20 protein-coding genes, 1 rRNA gene and 1 other RNA gene are annotated in these 24,893 nt (G+C 45.7%); 3 read left to right on the top strand and 19 right to left on the bottom strand.

Features of this window, described 5'->3' with window-relative positions; translation table 11 throughout:
- Positions 1 to 288: 288 nt before the first annotated feature.
- Together C8D73_RS06155 and C8D73_RS06150 are read right to left on the bottom strand one after the other, a co-directional pair.
- Positions 289 to 1,776, bottom strand: coding sequence for a DASS family sodium-coupled anion symporter (locus C8D73_RS06155; RefSeq protein WP_046431664.1), 1,488 nt, complete (start codon positions 1,774 to 1,776; stop codon positions 289 to 291).
- 351 nt (positions 1,777 to 2,127) lie between these two features.
- Positions 2,128 to 2,478, bottom strand: a complete 351-nt coding sequence (locus C8D73_RS06150; RefSeq protein WP_113077651.1) for an arsenate reductase family protein — start codon at positions 2,476 to 2,478, stop codon at positions 2,128 to 2,130.
- A gap of 293 nt (positions 2,479 to 2,771) precedes the next feature.
- Here C8D73_RS06150 and C8D73_RS06145 point away from each other — a divergent pair, with 293 nt between their 5' ends.
- The 3 genes from C8D73_RS06145 (at position 2,772) to C8D73_RS06135 (ending at position 6,706) form a co-directional block, all read left to right on the top strand.
- Entirely contained in the window at positions 2,772 to 3,899 is a 1,128-nt protein-coding gene (locus C8D73_RS06145; RefSeq protein WP_021717214.1) for a betaine/proline/choline family ABC transporter ATP-binding protein, read from the top strand.
- A complete protein-coding gene (locus C8D73_RS06140; RefSeq protein WP_021717213.1) occupies positions 3,896 to 5,497 on the top strand; it encodes an ABC transporter permease/substrate-binding protein in 1,602 nt (533 codons plus the stop codon). The genes C8D73_RS06145 and C8D73_RS06140 overlap by 4 nt, the downstream gene beginning before the upstream one ends.
- A 135-nt stretch (positions 5,498 to 5,632) precedes the next feature.
- Positions 5,633 to 6,706 (top strand): DUF2939 domain-containing protein, encoded by a 1,074-nt coding sequence (locus C8D73_RS06135; RefSeq protein ID WP_113077650.1) that lies wholly within the window; start codon positions 5,633 to 5,635, stop codon positions 6,704 to 6,706.
- A 49-nt stretch (positions 6,707 to 6,755) separates the two neighbouring features.
- Here C8D73_RS06135 and C8D73_RS06130 read toward each other — a convergent pair whose 3' ends face one another.
- From C8D73_RS06130 to rrf, 17 genes are all read right to left on the bottom strand, one after another.
- Positions 6,756 to 7,598, bottom strand: a complete 843-nt coding sequence (locus C8D73_RS06130; RefSeq protein ID WP_113077649.1) for an RsiV family protein — start codon at positions 7,596 to 7,598, stop codon at positions 6,756 to 6,758.
- 241 nt (positions 7,599 to 7,839) lie between these two features.
- Positions 7,840 to 8,186: a transfer-messenger RNA gene (ssrA, locus tag C8D73_RS06125) on the bottom strand.
- Between the two features lie 88 nt (positions 8,187 to 8,274).
- A complete protein-coding gene (smpB, locus tag C8D73_RS06120) occupies positions 8,275 to 8,742 on the bottom strand; it encodes an SsrA-binding protein SmpB (protein ID WP_021717210.1) in 468 nt (155 codons plus the stop codon).
- A gap of 20 nt (positions 8,743 to 8,762) precedes the next feature.
- Positions 8,763 to 11,099, bottom strand: a complete 2,337-nt coding sequence (gene rnr, locus C8D73_RS06115) for a ribonuclease R (protein WP_113077648.1) — start codon at positions 11,097 to 11,099, stop codon at positions 8,763 to 8,765.
- Positions 11,080 to 11,496: a PaaI family thioesterase gene (locus C8D73_RS06110; protein ID WP_113077647.1), complete on the bottom strand. Its 417-nt coding sequence runs from the start codon at positions 11,494 to 11,496 to the stop codon at positions 11,080 to 11,082. The genes rnr and C8D73_RS06110 overlap by 20 nt, the downstream gene beginning before the upstream one ends.
- Before the next feature lie 4 nt (positions 11,497 to 11,500).
- The gene (locus tag C8D73_RS06105) at positions 11,501 to 12,235 is read right to left on the bottom strand and encodes an alpha/beta hydrolase (protein WP_197714937.1); all 735 of its coding nucleotides are present in this window, start codon (positions 12,233 to 12,235) and stop codon (positions 11,501 to 11,503) included.
- Between the two features lie 100 nt (positions 12,236 to 12,335).
- Complete coding sequence (locus C8D73_RS06100) at positions 12,336 to 14,357, bottom strand: sodium-translocating pyrophosphatase (protein ID WP_113077646.1); 2,022 nt, start codon at positions 14,355 to 14,357, stop codon at positions 12,336 to 12,338.
- A 71-nt stretch (positions 14,358 to 14,428) separates the two neighbouring features.
- Positions 14,429 to 14,662: a preprotein translocase subunit SecG gene (secG, locus tag C8D73_RS06095; RefSeq protein WP_021717205.1), complete on the bottom strand. Its 234-nt coding sequence runs from the start codon at positions 14,660 to 14,662 to the stop codon at positions 14,429 to 14,431.
- A gap of 156 nt (positions 14,663 to 14,818) precedes the next feature.
- Positions 14,819 to 16,099, bottom strand: a complete 1,281-nt coding sequence (gene eno, locus C8D73_RS06090) for a phosphopyruvate hydratase (RefSeq protein WP_155163980.1) — start codon at positions 16,097 to 16,099, stop codon at positions 14,819 to 14,821.
- Between the two features lie 21 nt (positions 16,100 to 16,120).
- Positions 16,121 to 17,656 carry a 2,3-bisphosphoglycerate-independent phosphoglycerate mutase gene (gene gpmI / locus C8D73_RS06085; RefSeq protein WP_113077645.1) on the bottom strand — a complete coding sequence of 512 codons (1,536 nt, stop codon included), beginning with the start codon at positions 17,654 to 17,656 and terminating at the stop codon, positions 16,121 to 16,123.
- Positions 17,657 to 17,668: 12 nt separating this feature from the next.
- Entirely contained in the window at positions 17,669 to 19,594 is a 1,926-nt protein-coding gene (gene tpiA / locus C8D73_RS06080; RefSeq protein WP_113077644.1) for a triose-phosphate isomerase, read from the bottom strand.
- A 21-nt stretch (positions 19,595 to 19,615) separates the two neighbouring features.
- Positions 19,616 to 20,623 carry a type I glyceraldehyde-3-phosphate dehydrogenase gene (gene gap / locus C8D73_RS06075; RefSeq protein WP_113077643.1) on the bottom strand — a complete coding sequence of 336 codons (1,008 nt, stop codon included), beginning with the start codon at positions 20,621 to 20,623 and terminating at the stop codon, positions 19,616 to 19,618.
- Positions 20,624 to 20,683: 60 nt separating this feature from the next.
- The gene (locus tag C8D73_RS06070; RefSeq protein WP_021717200.1) at positions 20,684 to 21,718 is read right to left on the bottom strand and encodes a sugar-binding transcriptional regulator; all 1,035 of its coding nucleotides are present in this window, start codon (positions 21,716 to 21,718) and stop codon (positions 20,684 to 20,686) included.
- Positions 21,719 to 21,940: 222 nt separating this feature from the next.
- The gene (queF, locus tag C8D73_RS06065; protein ID WP_113077642.1) at positions 21,941 to 22,438 is read right to left on the bottom strand and encodes a preQ(1) synthase; all 498 of its coding nucleotides are present in this window, start codon (positions 22,436 to 22,438) and stop codon (positions 21,941 to 21,943) included.
- Between the two features lie 9 nt (positions 22,439 to 22,447).
- Positions 22,448 to 22,945 (bottom strand): QueT transporter family protein, encoded by a 498-nt coding sequence (locus tag C8D73_RS06060; RefSeq protein ID WP_021717198.1) that lies wholly within the window; start codon positions 22,943 to 22,945, stop codon positions 22,448 to 22,450.
- Between the two features lie 219 nt (positions 22,946 to 23,164).
- Positions 23,165 to 24,412, bottom strand: a complete 1,248-nt coding sequence (locus tag C8D73_RS06055) for an MFS transporter (RefSeq protein ID WP_370821962.1) — start codon at positions 24,410 to 24,412, stop codon at positions 23,165 to 23,167.
- Between the two features lie 387 nt (positions 24,413 to 24,799).
- Positions 24,800 to 24,893, bottom strand: a 5S ribosomal RNA gene (gene rrf / locus C8D73_RS06050); the annotation flags it as partial.

Raw genomic sequence — 24,893 nt, 5'->3', positions numbered from 1 at the left:
CTGTTAGAAGCATCTAACATAGCCACTATTCTAGGCTCGAATGAACACACAAGCAAACGATAAAATTTTAATTAAAATTACTTTAATTAATCAATAATCTTTTTCTAACAGTTTATTTTAGCACTTTGGCAAAAGCAGGTATCCCTGTACTTTATTTGTCAGAAGCATATACGGCAAACAAGTGCTGCTCTATGCGAGAGTCAGCAAAAAAACGGTACTCTAAAAAGAGTACCGTTTACTTTATTTACATATGTTTTTTATCTTTATAATCTGCAAAACAACTGTATCTTAGACCAGTCCCAGCCATTTCCAGTAGGTTGCGCCCAGAATCATGATCAGCGCAAAAGCAATGATTGTAAGCGGGATACCTGCCCTGACAAAGTCATGTACCTCAAAGGTGTCGGTGCCGTAGGCGATCATATTCTGCGGCGCGTTGACCGGCAGTATAAAACCGAAGCTGACGACATATTGCAGGATCATCGTCATACCGACGATGTTGACGCCAGGGGTCTTAAGATGCTGCAGAACGGAAATGATGATAGGTATGATCGCTGCAGCAAGGCCTGTCGCACTGGCAAAGCCCATATGGATAACTATGAGGAACAGGGACATGATCGCCAGGACCATGATCGTGGTCGAGTTTTCGAGCCCGAAGCCAACTACGATCTCATTGGCCATCCAGGTAGCGGCTTTAGTAGAAAGTAAGGCAGTGCCCAGTGAAATACCGACGCCAAATAAAAGTACTGTGCCCCAGTTTACTTTATGAACAACGTCGTTCCAGCTCATAACGCCGATCTTGGGCAGCAGCAGCAAGGTAACGGCGACCATCGTCGTTGTCGATGTGTCGATCGGGTGCAGTTTCTTTTCGGTAGTCCAGAAGATCAGCAGGAAGATGGAGATAACCAGCAGCTTCATTTCATCGACACTGACCTTACCCATTTCTTTCAGCAGCCTGGCAACTGTTTCTTTACCGCCTTTGATTTCGTCGATTTCCGGCGGCATCAGGTGCATCATCAGCTTATACAGGCAAATGGACATCAGCAATGAGAACGGAGCTGCGGCGACAAACCAGTCTAGCCAGGAAATATCGACTCCCAGCTGGCTGCTGATAAAGTTTACGGCCACCATATTCTGCGCGGCGGCGGTTTTGATGCCGACGTTCCAGACGCTGTCGACCTGAGCTACAGTAATCATCAGCATACCTGCGAATTTACTTTTCAGCGGTACGTCAAACGCTTTGATCATACCCATAACGATCGGTACGAGGCAGGCTACGCGCGCCGTAGTACTGGGCACAAAAAAGCTGAGGATAAAGCCGCAGAGGATGACGCCGATAACGACGCGGTTCGATTTTGCGCCCAGCTTGGAAAGGATCACCAGCGCGATACGTTTATCAAGCCCTGTTTTAGTCATGGCTACGGCCAGGAACATGGCTGCCGCTACCAAACAGAACGCTGTTGAAGCAAAGCCCTTCAGCCCGATACCGAGCCCTGCCGCCGTACCGAACAGTTTACCTGTTTCGGGGTTGGGGGAAAAGCCGATCAACAGCGCCATCAACGTCATAATGACGCCGGCGCTGACCGGGTACGAGATCGCCGTTGTCGCCCAGACTATGACCGAAAAAACCATAATGCCGATCATTCTCTGGCCTGCTACGGAAAGTCCTTCCGGGTTTGGCAGCATAACTATCACCGCCAGAACAGCAAGTGCCAGATAAAAGCCATACTTTTTGAAGAATCCTAATTCTTCGGTTGTTGTTTTTTTGTCCGCTTCCATAATTTCACACCCTTTGCTTTAAACTTATGTATTAAAAAATGCCGGGGGCTCAACGCCCTGCATAAAAAAGCGTCAGAATCCTGATACAGCTATCCGTACAAAAAACTGCAGATAAACAAAAAACTCCGATATGTGCCGCCATCGGCTTATCGGAGTTCATCTTTGCTTTCTCTACCCTGATTATACAGGTTTTTTTACATTTTTTCAACCGCTTTTGTGTTGCAGAAGTTACACTTGCACTGTTTTCTCTAAACTTTTTATACTTTCAAAATATTATCTATAGTTTACAAACTATTTTCTATAAATTATATTCTCCTGTCAGATCTTTTTAATCTATGAAAGGTATAGCTTTTACAGCAGCTTTTCTGCCCATTCCGTTTCTTTAAAACCGACCAGTACGTTACCGTCCGTCAGCAAAATCGGGCGTTTGACCAGCATTCCGTCAGCAGCCAACAGCTGCAGCTGTTCTTCTTCGTTCAGCTGCGGCAGCTTATCCTTCAGGCCCAGTGCTTTATATTGCAGGCCGCTGGTATTAAAAAACTTTTTCAGCGGCAGACCGCTGTTTTTCTGCCAGGAGCGCAGCTCGCCAGCAGTAGGATTATCTGTTTTAATATCGCGTTTTGTGTATTCGATTTTATGATCCTGTAAGTATTTTTCGGCTTTCCGGCAAGTGCTGCATTTGGGATAACATATAAAAATCATACTCTCACTCCTTTGCTTTTGCTGTTATTATAACACGTTTTTTGTATCTGCGGCAGCGGTCCATAAATTCTATCACTTATTGCGATACTATTATCGCTATAGCTTAATATTTATTTTTCTTATTAATAAGGATAATAAATTAAATTTTCTGTTATTATATTACCTTGCAGGAATATTCACAGCTTACAGCGAATATATGAATTTACTATATATATGAAAGGAGATGAGCATCAAGTGGAACTTCACTTTAGACGCAGGCATAATTTCAAAACATAGACAAGGAGGCAACCCTATTGATTCAATTTATCAATGTAAGTAAAGCTTACAAACAGCACAATGTTTTAGAAAATATCAATCTTTCGATCAACGAAGGTGAACTGGTCGTACTTATCGGACCTTCCGGATGCGGTAAAACTACGCTGCTGAAGATGATCAACCGTCTGATCGACCCTACGTCAGGACAGATACTGATCAACGGAACGGATATTATTGCACAGGACCCGATCGAACTGCGCAGAAATATGGGTTACGTTATCCAACAGACAGGCCTGTTCGTACATATGACGGTACGCGAAAATATCGAGATCGTTCCGCATCTGGCCAAGCTGCCGCAGGATGAGATCGTTGAACGTACAGTAAAACTGATGGAAATGGTAGGACTGCCGCAGGAATTTCTTGACCGGTACCCTAATCATCTCTCCGGCGGCCAGCAGCAGCGTATCGGCGTAGCCCGTGCTTTTGCCATGGACCCCGGAATAATTTTGATGGACGAGCCGTTTTCGGCATTAGATCCTATCACACGCAGCCAGCTGCAGGACGAGCTTGTCAATCTGCAGGCGAAGCTGCGCAAGACTATTGTCTTTGTTACCCATGATATGGACGAAGCGGTGAAGATCGCTGACCGTATCTGTATTTTACATTCCGGCGATATACTGCAATATGATACCCCGGAAAATATCCTGAAGAACCCCGCCGACGGTTTTGTCAGCGAGTTTGTAGGTTCTAAGCGCATTTGGAGCAGCCCCGAACTGATCAAGGCCAAAGATATTATGATACGCACGCCGAAGATCACCTACCCCGATGTGCCGATGCTGAAATGTATCGAGAAAATGCGTATCGAAAACGTCGACAGCCTTTTGGTCGTTGATGAAAACGAACATTTATTGGGGATCATCCGCGCCCGTTCTATTCATGCGGCGCCGGATAAGAGCGAGCCGGTGTATACGGTAATGAAACCAGCACAGGCGACAGCCGACCCCAACGAGAACATTGTGGCCCTGCTTAAAAAGGTCAACAGCAATAATATTTCCAATGTTCCTGTTGTAGATGAAAATAAGCGGCTGCTGGGACTTATCACTAATTCCAGCCTCGTCACGACGATGAGTCAGCAATTTATTGACTTTGAGGAGGGCGAAGCATGAGTGGATTATTAGCATATGTACAGGACCAGCAGCAATATATAGGACTTTTACTGCTCAGCCATATCCAGCTGACTTTGCTTTCGGTCGCCATAGCCGTTTGTATCGGCGTACCATTGGGCATTTACATTTCCGAGCGCGAGCGTTTGCTGCGGCCGGTAATGGGTTTTGCTAATCTGGCCCAGGCTATTCCCAGTCTGGCGCTGTTAGGTTTTCTGGTCCCTTATATGGGTATCGGCGCAGTTACTGCTGTAGCAATGGTAGTTTTGTATTCACTGCTGCCCATTTTGAAAAATACCTGTACCGGTCTGCGCAATATCAGCGCCGACACGCTGGAAGCGGCAAAGGGTATCGGTATGACGGATATGCAGGTGTTGTTTAAGGTGCGCCTGCCGCTTGCTCTGCCTGTGATCATGGCAGGTATACGTATTTCCAGCGTTACTGCGGTAGGGCTGATGACGATTGCGGCTTATATCGGCGCCGGAGGTCTTGGCACGCTGGTTATCAGCGGTATCCAGACCGACAACCCGAATATGATTCTGGCCGGTGCGATCCCTGCCTGCTGTCTGGCGCTTTTAATGGATTTTTTGATGAGCAAGGTCGAAACTGCGGTCACACCTGTTTCACTGCGCCCGGCTTCAAAAAAAATGTCCAAGGAAAGCCTGGAACGTACCAAGCAGCATCATAAACGCATCCTGGCAGTTGCCGGTATGATCGTTATTATCAGCAGCGGCTATCTGCTGAGCCACGAGTTTTTAAATAAGCATGATCTCCGCATCGGCTCTAAGGACGCGACGGAAAGCGTGATCATCGGTAATATGCTGTCCGACCTGATCGAAGCTAAAACCGACCTTAAGGTTGAACGCAAGCTGGCTTTAGGCGGCACGATGATCGCTTTTGAGGCCCTGCGTTCAGGAGAGATCGACCTGTATCCCGAATATACCGGCACCGGTTACAGCACGATTTTGAAAAATAAGCTGCGCCCCGGTTTTACACCTGATGAGATGTATACGCTGGTGAAACAGCAGATGCGGGACACGCATCAGATCGAGCTGCTGGAAAGCTTCGGTTTTAACAATACTTACGTTTTAGCGGTAACACAGGCGACCGCCGCTAAATACCATCTCAAGACGATGACCGATCTGACCCGTGTCAGTCATAATCTGCGTTTCGGCTGTTCGCCGGAATTTGCGGCCCGTGACGACGGTTTGCCAGGCATCGAAAAAACTTACGGTATGACCTTTAAATCGGTCAATAACTTCTCCGGGACGCTGATGTATACTGCGATCACGTCTGATAATGTAGATGTGATAACAGCTTTTTCGACGGACGGACTGCTGCAGAAATATGATTTAGTACTGCTGGAAGACGATAAAAATTTCTTCCCGCCATATTATATGCTGCCTTTCGTCAACGGCAAAACCAATGCCGAATATCCCGAGATAGCTCAGGCATTGTCTGTACTGAGCAGCGCCATTGACGACGCTACGATGCAAAAGCTGAACTATGAAGTGGTCGAAAAAGGCCGTGACCGGGCAGAGGTTGCCCGCACCTTCCTTTTGGAGCGCGGTTTGGTAAAGCCGGAAGACTTTAAAAACTAAAATATTTTTAACGGCGCTTGCCCTTATTGGCAGCGCCGTTAAGTTTTTCAGCAGGCTGACTATTGTTTTTATTTAATTGACAAGCCCTGTTATTATCTTTAAAATGATTATACCAGCATTAATAAGGAGTTTGCCATGAGTGAAAACAATAAAAAATATATACTTATCACTGCCGCTTTGATCGTTATCGGCGCTGCCTTGTATTTTTTTTACTGGATGCGTACGCCGCAATATACATTTACTCAGATCCACGAGGCTGTACAACAGCATGATCTGACAAAATTCGAAAAGCATGTTGATTTGAATTCACTGTATGCCCACGCGTATGACGATGTAGTCTATTATGCCTTTGGTGATCCCAAAGAGGCCAATCCATTTTTACTCGGTATCGTTCAAAGCCTGAAAACTGTAGTTGTCCCAATCATGACCGAGCAGACCAAGCATTATGTGGAAACGGGTTCGATCGAAGACAATACAGAGGAAACCAGTGATATCGACGACACTGCCCCAGCACCAACTCCTGCACCTAGCCCGAAAACAGAAGGTCAGCAGCTGGCCGAGCAGCTTAAGGAACGTACCGGCTTCGGCACGATGCGCTACGAAGGTGTCGAAAGTAGCGAGCAGGTCGGCAAAACTGCCGATGTTGCCGTCAAGCTGTACGATAAACAATTAGAACATAATTTTATCCTGCATGTCAAAATGTACGAATTGGACGACGGCAGCTGGCGCCTGACGGAAATCACCAACCTCAAGGAGCTGCTGAAAGAGCGCGAACAGGCTACTGCCGCAAAGCTCAAACAGCTTAACAGCAAGGTCCAGGCCGAGCTTGACGCCGCTGTTACCTCCGTCCCCGGAACTATCTCTATCGATTCCAGCGGCGGCTGGTTCCCTTCTTATACCATGCAAAACACGTTTACCTTAAATAATATCTCTGCCAAAACTATTACCGGACTGCAGGGATCTGTCGAGGTTTTCGATAACGACGGTATGCTGCTCCAGCGCTGCCGTTTCAACGATTACCTGACTTTGGCCCCGCAGGGCAGCAGCAGTTTGAAAAAACTGTTCAGCCTTAACCAGTTCAAACCGGAAACTGTCCGCTTGCTGCGCAGTGATCTGAAGACTGTAAAATGGCAGGTCACCATCAGCAGCGTCAGCTTTGATGACGGCAGTCAACTGCAGCTGCTGACTCAGCTGCCTAAAGCTAAATAAAAGAACATAAAAAAACAGACACGCATAAGCGTGTCTGTTTTTATTTTACTTATTTCAGTTGATAGCTGATAATATCTGAGATCGTATCGATAGGCAGATAGTATTTTTGGATACCGGCTGCCATCGGTGCAACTTCACCCGGGTTGTAAACAACATAAATGCCCCAGTTATCAAGATCAGAATTCAGATAGAATTTTTCGTTACCGGAAATAATAACTTTTTGATAAGCAACGGTTGGTTTTTTCATTTGTTCGAGCAATCTGTTATCGCCTTTTTGCTGGATAGCGATCAGCATTTCCAAACGTGCTTTATAGTCGCTGCCGGGAACGAACATATCGGCCAGGGTATAGATCCTGCCTGTTTTCGGGTTAACGGTCAGCGTTGTGATAGATTCGTTGTCATGCGCACCGCCGGTATAAGCGCTGGCGTATTGTTCCAACGATAAAATTTCGGAATCGACTGTATAAGCAGTATAGTCGATATCCAATCTGTATTTTTCAGCAGCCTGTGTTTTACCCAGTGCCTTTTGTTCTTTATCAAAGCCTGCATTTACAAGGAAAGCGCTGCCTTTTACAAGTGCAAAGCCTTCTTTGACAGGATCAGGAGAACCGTTAGTGAAATCAAGATAGTTGTCTAAAGTGATTTTCTGGCTGTCGCTGGATAAATATTTATAGATCTCAGCTACAGTATTTTTGGTAGTCATTTGCGTCAACAGCGTATCCATCTTTGCGCCGCCTTCAGATCCGGTGATGACCGGTGTGGCTATTTTCACCTGGCCTTCGTTGATTTTTTTCGTTTTAACAGTCAATTCTGCCGCCAAAGCCGATGCAGCAACGCTCAAGGCCAGTGCAGCGACAATTCCTGCTGTGAATAACTTTTTAGATAATTTCATAAAACACCTCCTATTTTCTTAATACAATTATAGCATTTTGTATAATAAAGTCAACTATAGTAAAACTTTTCCAACATTTAGTATATTTTAAATAATTTTAAATTTTACAAATGATACTTTTAAAACATTAGTTACACTCAAATATTCACCGTTGTTTTTACAACTGTCACGGCATAAAAAAATACGACCTTCGGCTTGTCGCCAGGGTCGTATTTTATGATAAGTTTTAAATTAGTGCAATTGGTGGAGATGAGGGGAGTCGAACCCCTGTCCGAAAATATTGCAATATGACTTTCTCCGAGCGCAGCCGCTAATTTAGATTTTGCTTCCTTGACGCCAAGCGGCAGGCTTCGCGGTCGCTATCTCGATGAGTTTCCCCTGTCCGCCTCCGAGAATTGGCTTACGGGTATCCCACTGTTTGCGTCTTTTCCGTTCCCATGGGAGGAGGATCGGAAAGACGTTAGCATTAAGCTGCTAAAGCGTAATCAGTTTTTGCGTTTACTTTAAACGTCCGCCGTTTAACGTGCTAACGGAACCACGGCTCGCTTATCATACCACACCTACCCCCGTCGAAACCAGTACATCCCCGGTTATAAATATGGCCTGTAAGGCTCTAATTATTCTAACACAGGCGCCTGCTACTTGCAAGCGGCGTCCTGTGAAGAATATGCAACTTTTAACGGTTACGCTCTTTCATTGCGCGTTCCATTTCCCGCCTGGCGTCTTTATTAGCCAGGTCCTGCCGTTTATCATACAGCTTTTTGCCAGTCGCCAGCGCCAGCTCCATTTTTACCAGCCCGTGAGTAAAATACATTTTTAAAGGCACCAAAGCGTAGCCTTTTTCTTTGACCTTGCCGATCAGGCGGCGTATTTCCTCGCGGTGCAGCAGCAACCTGCGGTTGCGCAAAGGCTCATGGTTGAAACGGTTACCCTGATCATAAGGGCTGATATGCAGGTTATAAACATAGACCTCGGCCGTTTTGGTGATCTGGGCGTAGCTGTCTTTCATATTGGCTTTACCTGCCCGCAGTGATTTTACTTCCGTACCTGTCAACTCAATACCGGCTTCGTAGGTTTCATGGATCGTAAAATCATGTCTGGCTTTTCTGTTTTCCGCAATGATTTTGATTTTCTTTTCTGCCATTATTGTTCACCTGGTTGTGGTTATTTTTTCTTGCGACCTTTTTTCTTGCTTTTCGCGTGATTGACATATTTATTGCCGCCAACGCCGCCTTTGCCGCGTTTATCCAGCGGCTTTTTGCGACTGCCGCTTTTACCCTGTTTTTTGCCGCCGCTTTTTTCTATCGCGCTGCGTGCCGAAGCATGGCTGCGCTGCCCTAAAAGCTGGGCCTTTATCCTGTCGCGCACAGCATCGTTCTCGCCGGCCATAATAAAGTCGATGTTCCTGTCGGCAATATTGACCTGTAAGACCTCGATCCGCACCGGGTCACCCAAACGGTAGACCTTCCGTGTATGCGAGCCCAGCAGGGCGTATCTGTCTTCATAGAACTCATAATAATCGTCCATCAGGCTGGAAATATGTACCAGCCCTTCAACACCGTTCTCCAGTTCGATAAACATTCCGAAGGCAGTGACGCCGGAAATAACTCCGTCGAATTCTTCGCCGATATGGCCGGCCATATATTCCGCTTTTTTCAAATCGACCGTAGCACGTTCTGCTTCTGCAGCCGCACGTTCACGGATCGAGGAATGTTCGGCGATCGCGTCAAGGTTCAGTTCCAGCTTTTCGCTTTTTTGGGCATTCATTGCCGGGTCGCTCACCCATTCATGCAGCAGACGATGCACTATCAAGTCAGGATAACGCCTGATCGGCGATGTGAAATGCGTGTAATACTCTGCCGCCAAGCCAAAGTGCCCAATATTCTCGGTCTGATAAACAGCCTGTTTCAGCGAACGTAAAGCTACTGTCGATACCAGCCGTTCCTCAGGCTTGCCAGCCATTTCCGCCAAAGCTTTCTGCACTTCGCCCGGTTTCGTTTCTTCGCTGACCTTGAGCTTAACGTTAAAGTTGGCCAGAAGCTTGGCCAGGTCTTTCATTTTTTCTTCGTTGGGCAAGTCGTGGACACGGTAGATAAACGGCCACTTTTGGTTAAACATATGGCGCGCAACAGTTTCGTTGGCTGCCAGCATAAATTCTTCGATAATAGATTCAGCTATGCTGCGGATCCGCTGCACGATCTCCACCGGTCGGCCCTGTTCGTCCAGAATGACCTTTTGTTCCGGCAGATCAAAGTCAATAGCACCGCGTGTCGTACGCTTTTTACGCAGCACCAGGCACAGCTCTTCCATCATTTTCAGCATTGGTACTACATCTTCGTACTTCTGCGCCAGTTCTTCGTCACCGTTCACCAGTATCTCACGCACGATACGGTAGCTGAGACGGTGGCGGACATGAATGACCGACGGGAATATCTCGTAGCTTAAAATGCGGCCCTTACGGTCGATATGCATCTCACAGGACATCGTTAAGCGGTCTTCGCCTGCATTAAGACTGCAAATACCGTTGGATAAACGCTCGGGCAGCATCGGCAACACCCTGTCTACCAGATAGACACTGGTGCCGCGCTCACGTGCTTCTTTATCCAAAACAGCGTTTTCTTTTACATAATAGCTGACATCGGCGATATGTACACCCAATAAAAATTCATCTTTGCCAAGCTGTTTCACATAAACAGCATCGTCCAGATCTTTAGCATCATCACCGTCAACAGTCACGATCGGCAGATCGCGCAAGTCACGTCTGCCTTCCAATTCGCTTTGCTTGATGCTTTTAGGCACACGTTTCGAGGCTTCGATGACCTGCGGCGGAAATTCCAGCGGCAGATCATTCTGCTTGATGATCGAAAGGATCTCCAGCCCCACATCGCCTACGTTGCCCAAAATCTCAATGATCTTACCTTCGGCGTTGCGCCGTTCAACCGGCCATTCGGTGATTTCTGCCACTACCTTCTGGTTGGTCTTGGCCCCGCCGAAATGTCTTTTCATAATATAAATATCCTGCCCGATACGTTTATCGTCGGGTGTTACAAAGCCAAAATCTCCGCTTTGATGAAAAATACCGACAATCTTATTATTCGCATGAGTGATGATACGAATTATCTCTCCCTCCGGCTTATTGCCGCCGCTGGAGCTTTCCACACGTGCCATTACACGGTCATTGTTCATTGCACCGCCTAAAGCTCGGGGTGGAATGAATACATCGGGACGTTCGCCTTTGTTATCAGGTATCACGAACCCAAATCCCTTGCTGGTCAGCTGGAATCTGCCAACGACCAAGCCCATTTTTTCAGGCAGGCCGTAGGTCCCGAAACGGGTTTTAATAATCTCACCGTTTTCTTCCAGTTCCAGCATGTCTTTCCAGAAGTGATCAAGATTTCCGCTAATGGGGATCGTTTCGATCAGTGCTTCTGCTGTCTGCGGTGCATACGAGCTGCTCCGCATAAAATCTAATATTGTTGTTTTACTGCTTTTCGCTTGCATTATCTTCCTCAAGCATCATTTTTGCCACTGCTTCAGCAGCTACGATGCCATCTTTCGTAATTATTTGGCCCTGCATTTCTACCAGACGGCCTTTTTGTTTCAAACGCCGGCCTACACATTTTACCGTTTCACCAATCATAACGGGCTGCCGGTAACGCAGTTCCATTTTTGCCGTATAGGCAGGTTTTCCTTCTGTGACGAACAGGTAATGGCCCATGATCTCGTCCAGTAAGACGCTGATCAGACCGCCATGCATTCTCCCGTCATAGCTTTGATGCTCCTGTCTGGGTGTAAAATAAGCCACACATTCCTCGGCATCCATTGTAAATTCCATTTTTAAACCGATAGGATTATCTTTGCCGCAGGCAAAGCACCAGGTATATTCTTTTTCCTGCATTTTCTTACTCCATCAAAAATTCATAAATTTTTTGAAAAACATCATCCCGTTCATTATCAAGGGTCAGTATATGTCCGGAATGATGATACCAAACAAGTTTTTTATCAGCTGTGCCCAGATGATCATAAATATATTGAGCGCTGGCAGGTTTTACCGTATGCTCTACTTTTGACTGCATCACCAGGCAGGGTATTTTTATTGACTGCAAATACTTTTTTTTGCACAAATCGACCAGCTCAAACAGGCTGCTCAGCGGCTTGACCGGCATCATATGATAACAAACGCTGTAGCTTGCCGGCACCTGATACTGGCGCTGACGTTTTTTCAGGTAACGGATAAAAAAACGCAGTAACGGCAGATAAGGAGCCCTTCTGTCACAAACGTAAATCGGCGCTGCCAGGATAGCCGCTTTCGCTACCGGTAATTCAGCCGCAGCTTTAATAGTCAGCAGTCCTCCCATGGACAGTCCCACTATTGAAACTCTATCGCAGCCAGCCTGCAGGCGATACACACCATCGCTTACAGCCTTATACCAGTCCTGCCATTTGGTCTCGTTCAGATCCTGCGGCGTAGTACCATGCCCTGCTAAACGCACGCCCAGTACTGTCAGCCCCTGCTGATGCAGATATTCTCCCAGCAGGCGCATCTCTCCCGGAGCTCCCGTATAACCGTGAACCAATACTATACCCTGTTTGCCGCCTTGAAAGAAAAATTCTTCATTACCACTGAATGACTGCACTGTAATTACGCTCCTAATCTTACTTATACTATATTATTATACCATATGAAAAAAAATCCCACATCCGAAGATGTGGGATTTTACAAACAACTTACAATTCTTATTTAAAGAAGTTCAGAAGAATGCCGCCATGAGCAGCCAGAACCGGAGCAAATACCAAGGAAACGATAGTCATCAATTTGATGAGGATGTTCATTGCAGGTCCGGAAGTATCTTTGAACGGATCGCCTACGGTGTCGCCGGTAACAGCTGCTTTGTGAGCTTCACTGCCTTTACCGCCATGAACACCGGATTCGATGTATTTTTTAGCATTATCCCAGGCACCGCCTGCGTTAGCCATCAAAATAGCTACCAGCACGCCGGCTGCCAAAGAGCCGCCAATCATACCACCCAATGCTTCAGTACCAAAGAGGAAACCGATCAGCAGCGGAGCAACGATTGCCAGAACGCCCGGCAGAATCATTTCGTGCAAGGCAGCAGCAGTAGAGATATCTACGCATTTACGATAGTCAGCTTTAGCTTTGCCTTCCAGCAAACCAGGGATCTCACGGAATTGACGACGAACTTCTTCGATCATTTCGTAAGCGGCTTTACCAACAGATTCCATGGTCATAGCGCCAAAAACGAACGGCAGAGTTGCGCCGATGAACAGGCCAACCAAAGTTACAGGGTTGAGCAAGTCAATGGTAGTGAGGTTAACGGTATGCGCATAAGCAGAGAACAGAGCCAGTGCAGTAAGTGCAGCAGAACCGATAGCAAAGCCTTTGCCGATAGCAGCAGTAGTGTTGCCAACTGAGTCAAGTTTATCAGTGATTTCACGAACTTCAGGAGGAAGCTCGGACATTTCAGCAATACCGCCGGCATTGTCGGCGATCGGGCCGTAAGCGTCAACAGCAACGGTCAAACCGGTGGTGGAGAGCATACCTACAGCAGCCAGAGAGATACCGAACAGTCCCATGCCGCCGTTAGTAGCGCCGCCCATTACAAAGAAGGATACGATTACGCCGATGCAGATGAAAAGCATAGGCCAGAAAGTAGAATACATACCAACTGCCAAACCGGCAATAATAGTGGTTGCCGGACCGGTTTCGGATTGTTGAGCGATTTTCTTAACACTCCCGAAATCAGCAGAGGTATAGATCTCGGTGATCTTGCCAATGATCATACCAACAAGCAGACCTGCTGCAATAGCCCAGAATGCATCCAGAGAACCAAACAGGCTGTTAGAAAGATAAGCAGCAGCAGCGATAACGATAGCACCGCCGATGTAAGTACCGCTGTTCAGTGCAGCCTGAGGGTTTTGAGATTTGCTGGAACGGGCAAACATAACACCGATGATAGAAGCAAGGATACCGGCAACAGCCAGCATGAAAACAAATTCGACACCTTCACCGCCGGGATATGCAACTGCACCCAGAGTCAAGGCGGAGATAATTGCGCCTACATAGGATTCAAACAAGTCGGCACCCATACCGGCAACGTCGCCTACGTTATCGCCTACGTTATCAGCAATAGTAGCAGGGTTACGCGGATCGTCTTCCGGAATACCGGCTTCAACTTTACCAACAAGGTCAGCGCCAACGTCAGCAGCTTTAGTATAAATACCGCCGCCAACACGGGCAAACAATGCGATCGAGCTTGCGCCCAGACCAAAACCGGTAACAATATCAATGTTACGGTCAAAAACAAAATAAGCTACAGCCAGGCCGGCAATACCAAGGCCTACAACGCCCAGGCCCATTACAGCGCCGCCGGAGAAAGCGATTTTCAGAGCTTCGCTCATGCCGTGACGGGCAGCTTCAGCTGTACGAACGTTAGCTTTAGTAGCCACGTTCATACCCAGATAACCTGCGCAGATGGAGAATACAGCACCGCCGATAAAGCAGAGCGCAGTGCTTACTGATAAGAATGTAGCAATAATTGCAGCAACAACAACGATGAAGATAGCAAGATATTTGTATTCTCTGTACAGGAATGCCATTGCACCTTCATGGATATAGCCAGCGATCTCCTTCATACGGGCAGTACCGGCATTAGCAGCGCTGATAGCGTTACTGAGCATTACTGCCACGCCGAGGGCAACAAGACCGACGACTATGGATAAAATTAAATAAGTACTCAAAACATTGATCCCCTTTCTGTTTCTTTTGAGTTTTTAAAAATTAAGAACGCAGAGCGTTCTTTTTAACCAAATTAACCGTTGATTTTTGCCAGAGCAAGCGTGATGATACCAAAAGCAGTACCCAAACCAATCGTAACTTTAGCCATTAAAGTATCAACATCATTACCCTTGCCGAAGAAGGCACCACCACCGCCTCCGCCGAACGCATCTGACAAGCCTGAGCCCTTCCCGGACTGCATTAACACAGACGCTATCAAGGCGATACAGACGATTACGTCTAATACCATTAAGACAGTTGCAATCACAAAGCTTACCTCCTCTTTTACTTAGTACCTAACTATTCTATCATAATGTTATACAGCTTACAACGGTAAAATATAAAAAATTGTACAAAATTTAGTAAAAAGCAGGGCAAATACGCGTCCGGTATCTGCCCTGCTTCAAAATAACCGTTACTCCGATTATTTATTGATGTTGTAAAATACAGCTTTGCCTTTATACTTGGCAGCGCCGCCGAGGTCTTCCTCGATACGGAGCAGCTGGTTGTATTTGGCCACGCGGTCAGTACGTGCCGGAGCACCTGTTTTGATCTGTCCGGCATTGACAGCAACGGCAATATCTGCCAATGTAGTATCTTCGGTTTCACCGCTGCGATGCGAAATAATACAGGTATAGCCTGCCCGTTTAGCAGTTTCAATAGCATTGAATGTCTCTGTCAAAGTACCGATCTGATTGACTTTGATCAAAATAGCGTTAGCAGTATCATTTTTGATACCTTCAAGCAAACGTTCTTCATTGGTAACAAACAGATCGTCGCCAACCAGCTGAACTTTCGTGCCTAATTTCTTCGTAAGCGCTTTCCATCCCTTCCAGTCGTCTTCCGCCAAACCGTCTTCGATTGAAACGATCGGGTATTTTTCGCACAAAGCAGCCAGATAATCAACCATTTGATTGGAGGTTTTTACCAAACCTTCGCCTTCCATCTGATATTTTCCATCTTTATAAAATTCGCTGGCAGCAACGTCTAAAGCGATCATGATATCTTCGCCCGGTTTATAGCCTGCTTTTTTCACTGCTTCAAGTATGACTTCGATCGCCTCTTCATTGGATTTCAGATTCGGCGCAAAACCACCTTCATCACCCAGGCCTGTTCCCAGTCCTTTAGCGTTCAGCAGGGCCTTTAAACCATGATAGATTTCAGCGTTCATGCGCAAAGCCTCGCTGAAGCTTGCAGCGCCGACCGGCATGATCATAAATTCCTGAATATCGACGTTATTATCAGCATGCTGGCCGCCGTTCAGGATATTCATCATCGGTACCGGCAGCTCCTGTGCGGAAACACCGCCCAGATACAGATACAGCGGCAACCCTACAGAAGCAGCGGCAGCCTTGGCTACAGCCATGGAAACGCCTAAAATAGCGTTGGCGCCTAATTTTCCTTTATTTGGTGTCCCGTCCAAACGGATCAGCATCTCGTCGATTTCTACCTGACGGGTTGCTTCCAGGCCGATCAAAGCTTCAGCAATAACGTCGTTGACATTATCGACTGCTTTAGTCACGCCTTTGCCCAGATAGCGGTTTTTATCACCGTCACGCAGCTCTACCGCTTCATGCGCGCCGGTAGACGCTCCTGAAGGAACAGCAGCGCGTCCAACGGAACCGTCTTCCAGGCAAACCTCTACTTCGATAGTCGGATTGCCGCGGGAATCCAAAATTTCTCTTGCATATACTTCAGTAATCATTGCCACTCTAACTTCACCTCATCATTTATTTTTATCTGTTAACAGACTTTTCCCTGTCATCGCAGCAGGCTGCTTGATTTTCAGCAGTTCCAGCAGCGTCGGCGCAATATCAGCCAAAATGCCTTCGTGCAAAGTATGTTTTTCATCACTGACTACCAAAAAAGGAACCTGATTCGTTGTGTGAGCCGTATAAGGCTGCCCTGTCGTTTCGTCAAGCATCTTTTCCAGATTGCCATGATCAGCCGTAATACAGGCTGTTCCATGCAGTGACAATACCTTTTCAACAATACGCCCCACACAGGCATCGACAGTTTCCATTGCCTTGACAGCAGCATTCAGCACGCCTGTATGCCCTACCATATCGGGATTGGCAAAATTCAATATTATCATGTCGTACTTATCTGTATCCAGAAGCTCTGCCAGCTTATCTGTCACAAGCTCGGCGCTCATTTCCGGCTGCAGATCATAGGTAGCCACTTTCGGTGACGGAATCAGAACTCTGTCTTCACCAACATTCGGTTCTTCCTCGCCGCCATTAAAGAAAAAGGTCACATGAGCATATTTTTCCGTTTCGGCGATCCGCAGCTGCTGAAGCTTGTGGTCAGCCAGTACTTTGCCCAGCGTATCTTCCAGCGTTTCCGGAGCAAAGGCAACGGGAGCTTTTATAGTTTCGTCATACTGCGTCATACAAACAAAATTTACCGGACGGGCTGTCTGAGGACGCGCAAAATAAGGAAATTCTTCATCTACAAAGGCTCTGGTCAGCTGCCTTGCCCTGTCGGGACGGAAATTGAAAAAAATCATGCCGTCACCGGCTTTGACGCAGGAATCTGCTTCAGGTGCAGCTATGAACGGAACTACAAATTCATCAGTGACCCCGCCCGCATAAGAAGCACGCACACCGCTGACCGCATCAGTACAAACAGTGCCGTCATGCAAAACCATAGCGTCATAAGCTTTCTGCACACGTTCCCAGCGTTTATCGCGGTCCATAGCGTAATAACGCCCTGCTACTGTAGCGATTTTACCCACGCCGATACGCTTCATCTCCGCGTCAAGTTCTGCCAGATAAACATCGGCAGTCTGCGGTCCAACATCTCGTCCGTCTAAAAAAGCATGTACATAAACCTTGTTCAGTCCCTGCAATTTAGCCATTTCTAATAGAGCAAACAAATGACTGATATGACTGTGCACTCCACCGTCAGAAACAAGACCCAGCAGGTGCAGCGCACTGCCGTTGGCTTTTACGGTCTGCATAGCTTTACTCAAAATAGTGTTTTCAAAAAAGTCACCGTCTTTTATTGCTTTAGTGATCCTTGTCAGCTCCTGATAGACAATACGCCCTGCCCCGATATTCAAGTGACCGACTTCGGAATTACCCATCTGCCCGTCTGGCAGGCCTACGGCTGCACCAGAACAGGATAAGCGCGTATGCGGATATTTGTCGAACAAAGCATCCAAATTAGGTGTCTTTGCCAAAGCAGCTGCATTATACTGCCCTGCCGGAGCAATACCCCAGCCATCTAAAATCATCAGCAATAGCGGCTGTTTTGCCATTTTCGTCACCCCTTATATACTGCGTGCGATAGCAGAAAACGCTTGCGCATCCAGGCTCGCCCCACCTACAAGAACTCCGTCGATACCGCTGATTGCAAAATCTGCGGCATTTTTAGCATTAACGCTGCCGCCATATAAAACACGAACCTTACGCGCGATATCTGCAGAAAATAGTTTTTCCAGCTTATTTCTGATCAGCAGGCATACTTCCTGAGCATCTTTAGCAGTTGCAGCCTGACCGCTGCCAATAGCCCACAATGGTTCATAGGCAACAACCAAAACTTCCGCTTCATCAGGAGTAATGCCCTTTAAGGCACTTTTCAGCTGCATGCTGATTTTACGTGAAGTCTTTCCTTCTGCGCGCTCCTGGGCATTTTCACCTACGCATAACATCGGTTTCAAACCATTTCTGTATGCAGCTCGCATCTTTTTAGCAACAGCCACTTCATTATCACCGAACATGGTGCGGCGTTCAGAATGACCGATCAAAACATATTCAGCGCAGATATCAGCAATCATTTTACCGGAAACAGCACCTGTATAAGCGCCTTCATCTTCCCAATGCAGGTCCTGAGCTCCGTAGCCTACATGTTTACCGTCAATGGCTTCAGCAACGCTTTCCAGTGCTGTAAACGGCGGAAAAACAACTACTTCGTTCAGTGTCCCATTAGTATCACTGACGATATCTTCAGCCAGTTCAACTGCTTCATCCACATTTTTATGCATTTTCCAGTTGCCGGCCACAATTTTACGGCGTACATCATCTAAAGCCGCAACACCTGGCAGGACCTTGCCTTCCAGATATTCCAGCGAAGCGCCTCCGCCAGTGGAGATATGCGTAATTTTTTTAGCCAGCCCCAGCTTTTCAATGGCAGCCACAGAATCACCGCCGCCGACAATGCTCATAGCTCTACTTTTAGCAACAGCCTGAGCGACAGCTTCAGTCCCTTTGCAGAAGGCATCCATTTCAAAAACACCCATGGGCCCGTTCCACACGATCATTTTAGCATCCTGCAACGCATCCTGATACAAAGTGCTGGTCGCAGGGCCAATATCCAAAGCCATATATTTTTGATCCAGCTTAGCTACTTTTTCAACTTTATGGCTGGCATCGGCAGCAAACGTCTCTGCCATTACCAGATCTACCGGCAGCAGCAATTTTACTTTACGTGCTTTGGCCTTAGCCAGCAGTTCTTTTGCTAAAGCGATCTTATCATCTTCAACTAAAGATTTGCCCATTTTATGCCCTTGAGCAGCTAAAAAAGTATTGGCCATACCGCCGCCGATCAGCAGGGTATCGACTTTTTCCAAAAGATTTTCGATCACGCCGATCTTGTCGGAAACCTTGGCACCGCCAATGATAGCAACAAAGGGATGCAGTGGATTTTCCACAGCCTGTCCGACAAAGCGAATTTCTTTTTCCAGTAAAAAGCCTGCTGCCGAAGGCAGAAAATGCGTAACCCCTTCCACCGAAGCATGGGCTCTATGAGAAACGCCAAAGCCGTCATTAACATACAGATCTGCTAAAGATGCCAGTTTTTCGGCAAAATCCATATCATTTTTTTCTTCTTCTTTATGGAAGCGCAGGTTTTCCAGCATCAAAATCTTACCGGGTTTAAGCTTCTGTACTGCTTTTTCAGCTTCTTCACCGATGCAGTCACCTGCAAAAGCAACAGGCATATTCAGCAGCTTTGCCAAATGCTTGGCAACATGCGCCAGACTGTATTTGATATTAACTTGTCCTTTAGGACGGCCTAAATGCGCCATCAAAATGACCGCAGCTTTATGCTCCAGTAAATATTTGATAGTTTCTAACGAAGCACAAATTCTGGTATCATCGGTAATCTTACCGGTTTCGTCCATCGGCACATTATAGTCGACACGTACCAGAACTTTTTGACCGGCAACGTCTAAATCACACAGGTTTTTTTTATCCATTAGAATGATATACTCCTTTAATTACAGGCCTTGTTTAGCAATGTAGGCAGCAAGATCTACCACACGATTGGAATAACCCCATTCGTTATCATACCAGCTGACAACTTTCGCCATTCTTTTGCCGACCATCATCGTAGACAAACCATCAACGATAGAACTCAACGGACAGCCATTGTAATCTCTGGAAACCAAAGGCAGCTCATTATAACCCATAATGCCTTTTAATTCACCCTCAGCTGCTTTTTTCAAAGCGGCATTTATTTCTTCAACAGTAGTATCTTTTTCCAAAACAACAGTCAAATCAGTAATGGAAACATTTGGTGTCGGCACACGCATAGCAAAGCCATTCAATTTGCCTTTGACTTCAGGAAGCACCAGAGAAACTGCTTTCGCAGCTCCGGTAGTAGTAGGAATAATGGACATCGCCGCAGCACGGGCACGACGCAGATCCTTATGCGGTAAATCAAGGATTTTCTGATCATTTGTATAGGAATGGACAGTAGTCATCAAACCGCTTTCAATACCAAAGTTTTCCAAAAGCACTTTGGTAAACGGAGCCAGGCAGTTAGTAGTGCAGGAAGCATTTGAAATGATATGATGCTCCGCAGCGTTGTATTTTTTCTCATTAACACCCATAACGATAGTGATATCCTCGCCTTTAGCAGGTGCGGAAATAATTACTTTTTTAGCGCCGGCAGTCAAGTGCGCTTTTGCTTTTTCACCTTCAGTAAAGCGTCCAGTAGATTCAACTACGATCTCAACTCCCAATTCACCCCAAGGCAGCTTAGCAGGATCTGTTTGAGCGATAACTTTGATTTTTTTACCGTCAACAACGATATTATCACCGTCAACAGAAACTTCATGCGGGAAAGTGCCATGTACAGAGTCATATTTCAAAAGATGAGCCAAAGTTGCAGCATCAGTCAAGTCGTTAACGGCAACTACTTCTACCTCCGGATTAGTAAAAGCAACACGGAAAACCTCGCGGCCGATACGGCCAAAACCATTAATACCAATTTTTGTCATGATAAAAATCCTCCTTTTATGCTTTGAGCAAATTATATGTTTGCACTAATGTGCCTTGTAACCTTAATCATTTTCCAACATTCTCACTATGTCGTGAGCTGCTGCTTCATCAGTTATCAGTATATCCTGACGCGACGCCCTGATTACTGACAAGATAGCTGCTGCTTTAGACCGTCCTCCGGCTACGCCGATAACAGTTCCGATCTTTGGCAGATCCTGCAGCATCAGTCCGGCGTTGTTTGTCATATAGATCTGTCTGCCATCTAAAGCGCAGTACTGCCCGAACGCTTCGCCTACGGCGCCGTCATCCAGCAGTTTTTTTATGAATTCCGGCGGCAGCCTGCGGTGCCGTGCCATTACTGAAGCCTGTCCTACACCATGCACCAGGATATCGGCCTGTTTGATAATATCAACCACAGATTTGACCCCAATATCCTCTGCTAAAATACTATTCAGTATCTCTTCACTGACGCTGTCCGGGACATACAGCTGCCTGTAAGATGCTCCCAGCCGCTGAGCCAGGACTGTGGCTATAGTATTAGCCTGTAATTCAACATTATCACCCAAACCGCCGCGGGCTGGTACTACAACTGTTTTAGGCTCATTGCCGCTTACATTAGCAGCCAGGGCAGCCATAGTTGTACCACCGCTTACGGCAACGATATGTTCTTTGCCGTCATTCAGCAGATTTCCAAGAATCCTCGCCGCAGCACGGCCGATTTCACGTTTGACCACCTCTTCCTGGTCAGAGTCTCCTGGAATGATGACTACACGCCCAATATCCAGGCGTTCACATAAAAACTGTTCCAAAGAGTTCAGATCCTGCAATTTACGGACATAATCAGCAAGCTCTTTCAGAATATCCGCGCCCTCTTCAGTCACCGACATTCCGGCAGAAGAAAATGCCAGTAAACCACCGTTTTTCAAAAAATCGACCTGTGCCCGCAATACTCTTTCACTCAACCCCAGCCTGGCAGCCAAAGCCCTGCGTCCGATAGGATACTCATGGCTCACCTGCCTTAATATCTGGTATCTCTGAACTAAAAGATTTGTAAGCTCGGGAACGATTTTTTTCTGTAAATTAATAATACTGTCCATAGTGATCTCCCAGCGTATTTTGTCCCTCGTGGTCCATTTTTAGTCCCACTAGCTCTAAAAATAAATTTTCAGAAATCTTCATTTAGTCTATTGTAGCACAAGGTATAAAAGAAAAAAAGTGGTGTTGTGTTAAAAACAGCAACAAATCATAATTTATTTATTAAATTTCAAACAAAAAATAAAAAGCCGAAGAACAGTCCTCGGCTTTAAAGTAAAATCTTACTAACGATAACTTACATTTTCAGGATACATATCATGCATCATCAAACGTTTTTTAGCAGCTGCTTCCCACTCTGTGCCCGGTTTGCCATAGTTGGCATATGGGTCGATCGCCAAACCTCCGCGCGGAGTAAATTTACCCCAAACTTCTATATATTTCGGTTCCATCAGCTTGATCAGGTCTTTCATAATAATATTTACGCAATCTTCGTGAAAATCGCCATGATTGCGAAAGCTGAATAAATACAGCTTTAACGATTTACTTTCTACAAGTTTCTGATCAGGCACATAGGAAATATAGATCGCAGCAAAATCCGGCTGTCCTGTCATCGGGCACAGGCTTGTAAATTCCGGGCAGTTAAATTTTACAAAATAATCATTGCCGGGATGTTTATTAATAAAAGCTTCCAGTACTTCAGGAGCATAGTCCGTAGGATACTTAGTTTTATTGCCTAAAAGGCTCACGCCTGTCAATTCTTTTTGGTCTCTTCCAGAAGTCATAAATCCTCCTTATTTTTTTGCTGAAGCAAAATTAAATATTTCACAGCGTTCTAAAGCTGTCACCAATACCATACCCACGACACCGGAGATAAACTGGCCTACTAAAACAGTAGACGCCAACAGCCAGTAAGGCAGATCCAGCAATACAGAAAGCCAGACCGGCACTCCTAACCCCGGTACTAAAGTAATTGCCAGCATCACAGCCCAATTACCTAAATCATGGCGTTTAGCATAAACTATTGTCAGACTTGTCATAATACCAACCAAACCGCCGCCTAACATATCCAAAGGTCCCAAACCACCCATCAGAGTATTTGCCAATACATTTACCAAACCAAATGGAATTATCAGGAAAGGAAAGATAGCGCTCAAACCATATAAAGCCGTCGCAATGCGTACCTGGTACTGTCCGAATGCAAAGCTTTGCGTACACATCATAACAACCAGATATAAAGCCATACACAAGGCGGAAATAGTCAATTTTTGCGTTTTAGTGAGATTTTTCATATTACTATGCTCCTTTCTTGCTGTGACCAAGAACGGAACTACATAAAAAAGGACGAAAATCAAAATTTTCGTCCCATCCATGTTAAAACAGTTCTGCTTTAAGCAGAACACCCGTAGTTTTATTTTGAGACAGGATGGTCACGAACTGTCTGTTATTTGATTACTTAGGCATTATAGCAAAGTTTACTCATCTTTGCAAGTACTTTACAGTAGAATTGATTATACAATAGCTTTATCAGGACGGACTAAGAACCACGCCAATACGCCAACAACACCCGATAATGCTGTTGCGATCAGTGCAGCATCCCAACCGTAGCTGGTCGCGATCCAGGCAGTTAAAGTTGGAGCTATGACGCCACCAATATTTCCCCAGAAGTTCATCCACCCGGAAATAGAACCGGCAAACTCTCCCCCTAAATTGATCGCACAGGCCCAGGAGGCATTGAAAGTCAATCCCAGCGACCCCAGTGATAAAGATAGCCACATTACGTTTTGCATAGGATCAGCGGTTCTTGTAGCAATATACAAAGCCAGGGAACAAATTATAATTCCAGCAGAACCACATAAAGTACGTATCCAATATTGTGAAGCACCTTTGGCAATAGCTTTATCACAGAAATAACCGCTGCTGAAGGTAATGATAATCAAAGTCAGCCACGGCATTGCTGCCCATATGCCCATTTTTGCAAGTGAGAAACCGTGTGCCTCCATTAAATAAAGCGGCAGCCATGCCAAAAATACGAACATAATATAATCGGTGATGAAATACTGCACACCAATAGCCCAAAACTGTACAGAAGTAAATAATTTACCCCACGGAGCAGCTTTTTTTACAATTGGAACATCAGTACGTCCTTCGTTAATATGAGCTAATTCAGCTTCATTAACATAGGGGCTTTCTGCAGGATTTTCAGGAACATATTTATGCCATACCCAAGCCATTAAGATCCCCACAATGCCAAAAATCAAAAAAACCATTTTCCAACCAACTGTAGACATCAATGCAACAGTCAAAGCCGGCCCTATTACTGGCCCCAAAAAAGAACCGTTCAACAAAAATGAGCTGGCGTTGCCTTTTTCCTTTTTATTAAACCATCTGAAAATAGCAATCGCAAAAGCAGGATAAATAGGCCCTTCACCCATACCGAACAAAAATCTTACTGCAGCAAAAGAAAATTTTCCCTTTGCCACAGCAGTCAAAGCAGTAAATACAGACCACCAAATTACAGCCAGACTTCCTGTAATCCGGTGTCCAAACTTTTCAGCCATCATACCACCTGGAACCTGCATCAAAGCATAACCGGCAAAGAAAAATGATTGAATAAGTCCCATATCTATTTTATCAAAACCATATTCTTTCATAATAACAGGAGTAGCAACAGACAGATTTACTCTATCCATATATGAAACAAAACTGACGATAAAAATCAACCAGGCAACTTTCCATCTAAAATTACTCATCTTCATCATAATATCTTCCCCCACATAATAAAGTTCATTTATAAAGAACAAAGTGCTTTTATAGCTTACTATCCGGCATTTCGATTGTCAATAAAAACTTTATATTTTTAGTAAAAGATATTTATTTTTGTAAACTTAATGTATCATTTTTACATTTTTGTAATTTTTCATAATAATCTAAAATATTGGTACTTTGAATAAGATTTTTAGTATTTGCAAACTATATTATTTCAGGAATCATATATAATGCTTATTTTTTAACAGACAGTTTTCCAATACACACGGGCATGCTACTTCCGGTTTTGCCTGCCATGTGTCCCAGGGCAAGGTCTGGCCGGATAGTATTTACCTAACAAAAAAAAATAACCATACCGTATGGTATGGTTATTTTTTAACCGGCAGCTTTCTATCCTCCCAGGCCGCTTCCAGCCAAGTACTTTCGACGTTTAAGGGCTTAACTACTGTGTTCGGGATGAGAACAGGTGGA

The organism is Phascolarctobacterium faecium DSM 14760, from assembly GCF_003269275.1.
Taxonomy (GTDB): domain Bacteria; phylum Bacillota; class Negativicutes; order Acidaminococcales; family Acidaminococcaceae; genus Phascolarctobacterium; species Phascolarctobacterium faecium.
The sequence above is the reverse complement of the archived record's forward strand: the minus strand, read 5'-3'. Positions and strand labels throughout refer to the sequence as shown.

What these genes read in the sequence shown, in the direction of transcription:
- queF (WP_113077642.1), bottom strand. Translation starts at nt 22,438, where the DNA reads ATGACTTCTGGAAGAGACCAAAAAGAATTGACAGGCGTGAGCCTTTTA.
- C8D73_RS06060 (WP_021717198.1), bottom strand. Translation starts at nt 22,945, where the DNA reads ATGAAAAATCTCACTAAAACGCAAAAATTGACTATTTCCGCCTTGTGT.
- C8D73_RS06055 (WP_370821962.1), bottom strand. Translation starts at nt 24,412, where the DNA reads ATGAAGATGAGTAATTTTAGATGGAAAGTTGCCTGGTTGATTTTTATC.
- C8D73_RS06130 (WP_113077649.1), bottom strand. Translation starts at nt 7,598, where the DNA reads ATGAAATTATCTAAAAAGTTATTCACAGCAGGAATTGTCGCTGCACTG.
- gpmI (WP_113077645.1), bottom strand. Translation starts at nt 17,656, where the DNA reads ATGGCAAAACAGCCGCTATTGCTGATGATTTTAGATGGCTGGGGTATT.
- C8D73_RS06135 (WP_113077650.1), top strand. Translation starts at nt 5,633, where the DNA reads ATGAGTGAAAACAATAAAAAATATATACTTATCACTGCCGCTTTGATC.
- eno (WP_155163980.1), bottom strand. Translation starts at nt 16,099, where the DNA reads ATGATTACTGAAGTATATGCAAGAGAAATTTTGGATTCCCGCGGCAAT.
- C8D73_RS06110 (WP_113077647.1), bottom strand. Translation starts at nt 11,496, where the DNA reads ATGCAGGAAAAAGAATATACCTGGTGCTTTGCCTGCGGCAAAGATAAT.
- rnr (WP_113077648.1), bottom strand. Translation starts at nt 11,099, where the DNA reads ATGCAAGCGAAAAGCAGTAAAACAACAATATTAGATTTTATGCGGAGC.
- tpiA (WP_113077644.1), bottom strand. Translation starts at nt 19,594, where the DNA reads ATGGATAAAAAAAACCTGTGTGATTTAGACGTTGCCGGTCAAAAAGTT.
- C8D73_RS06070 (WP_021717200.1), bottom strand. Translation starts at nt 21,718, where the DNA reads ATGGACAGTATTATTAATTTACAGAAAAAAATCGTTCCCGAGCTTACA.
- C8D73_RS06155 (WP_046431664.1), bottom strand. Translation starts at nt 1,776, where the DNA reads ATGGAAGCGGACAAAAAAACAACAACCGAAGAATTAGGATTCTTCAAA.
- smpB (WP_021717210.1), bottom strand. Translation starts at nt 8,742, where the DNA reads ATGGCAGAAAAGAAAATCAAAATCATTGCGGAAAACAGAAAAGCCAGA.
- C8D73_RS06140 (WP_021717213.1), top strand. Translation starts at nt 3,896, where the DNA reads ATGAGTGGATTATTAGCATATGTACAGGACCAGCAGCAATATATAGGA.
- C8D73_RS06150 (WP_113077651.1), bottom strand. Translation starts at nt 2,478, where the DNA reads ATGATTTTTATATGTTATCCCAAATGCAGCACTTGCCGGAAAGCCGAA.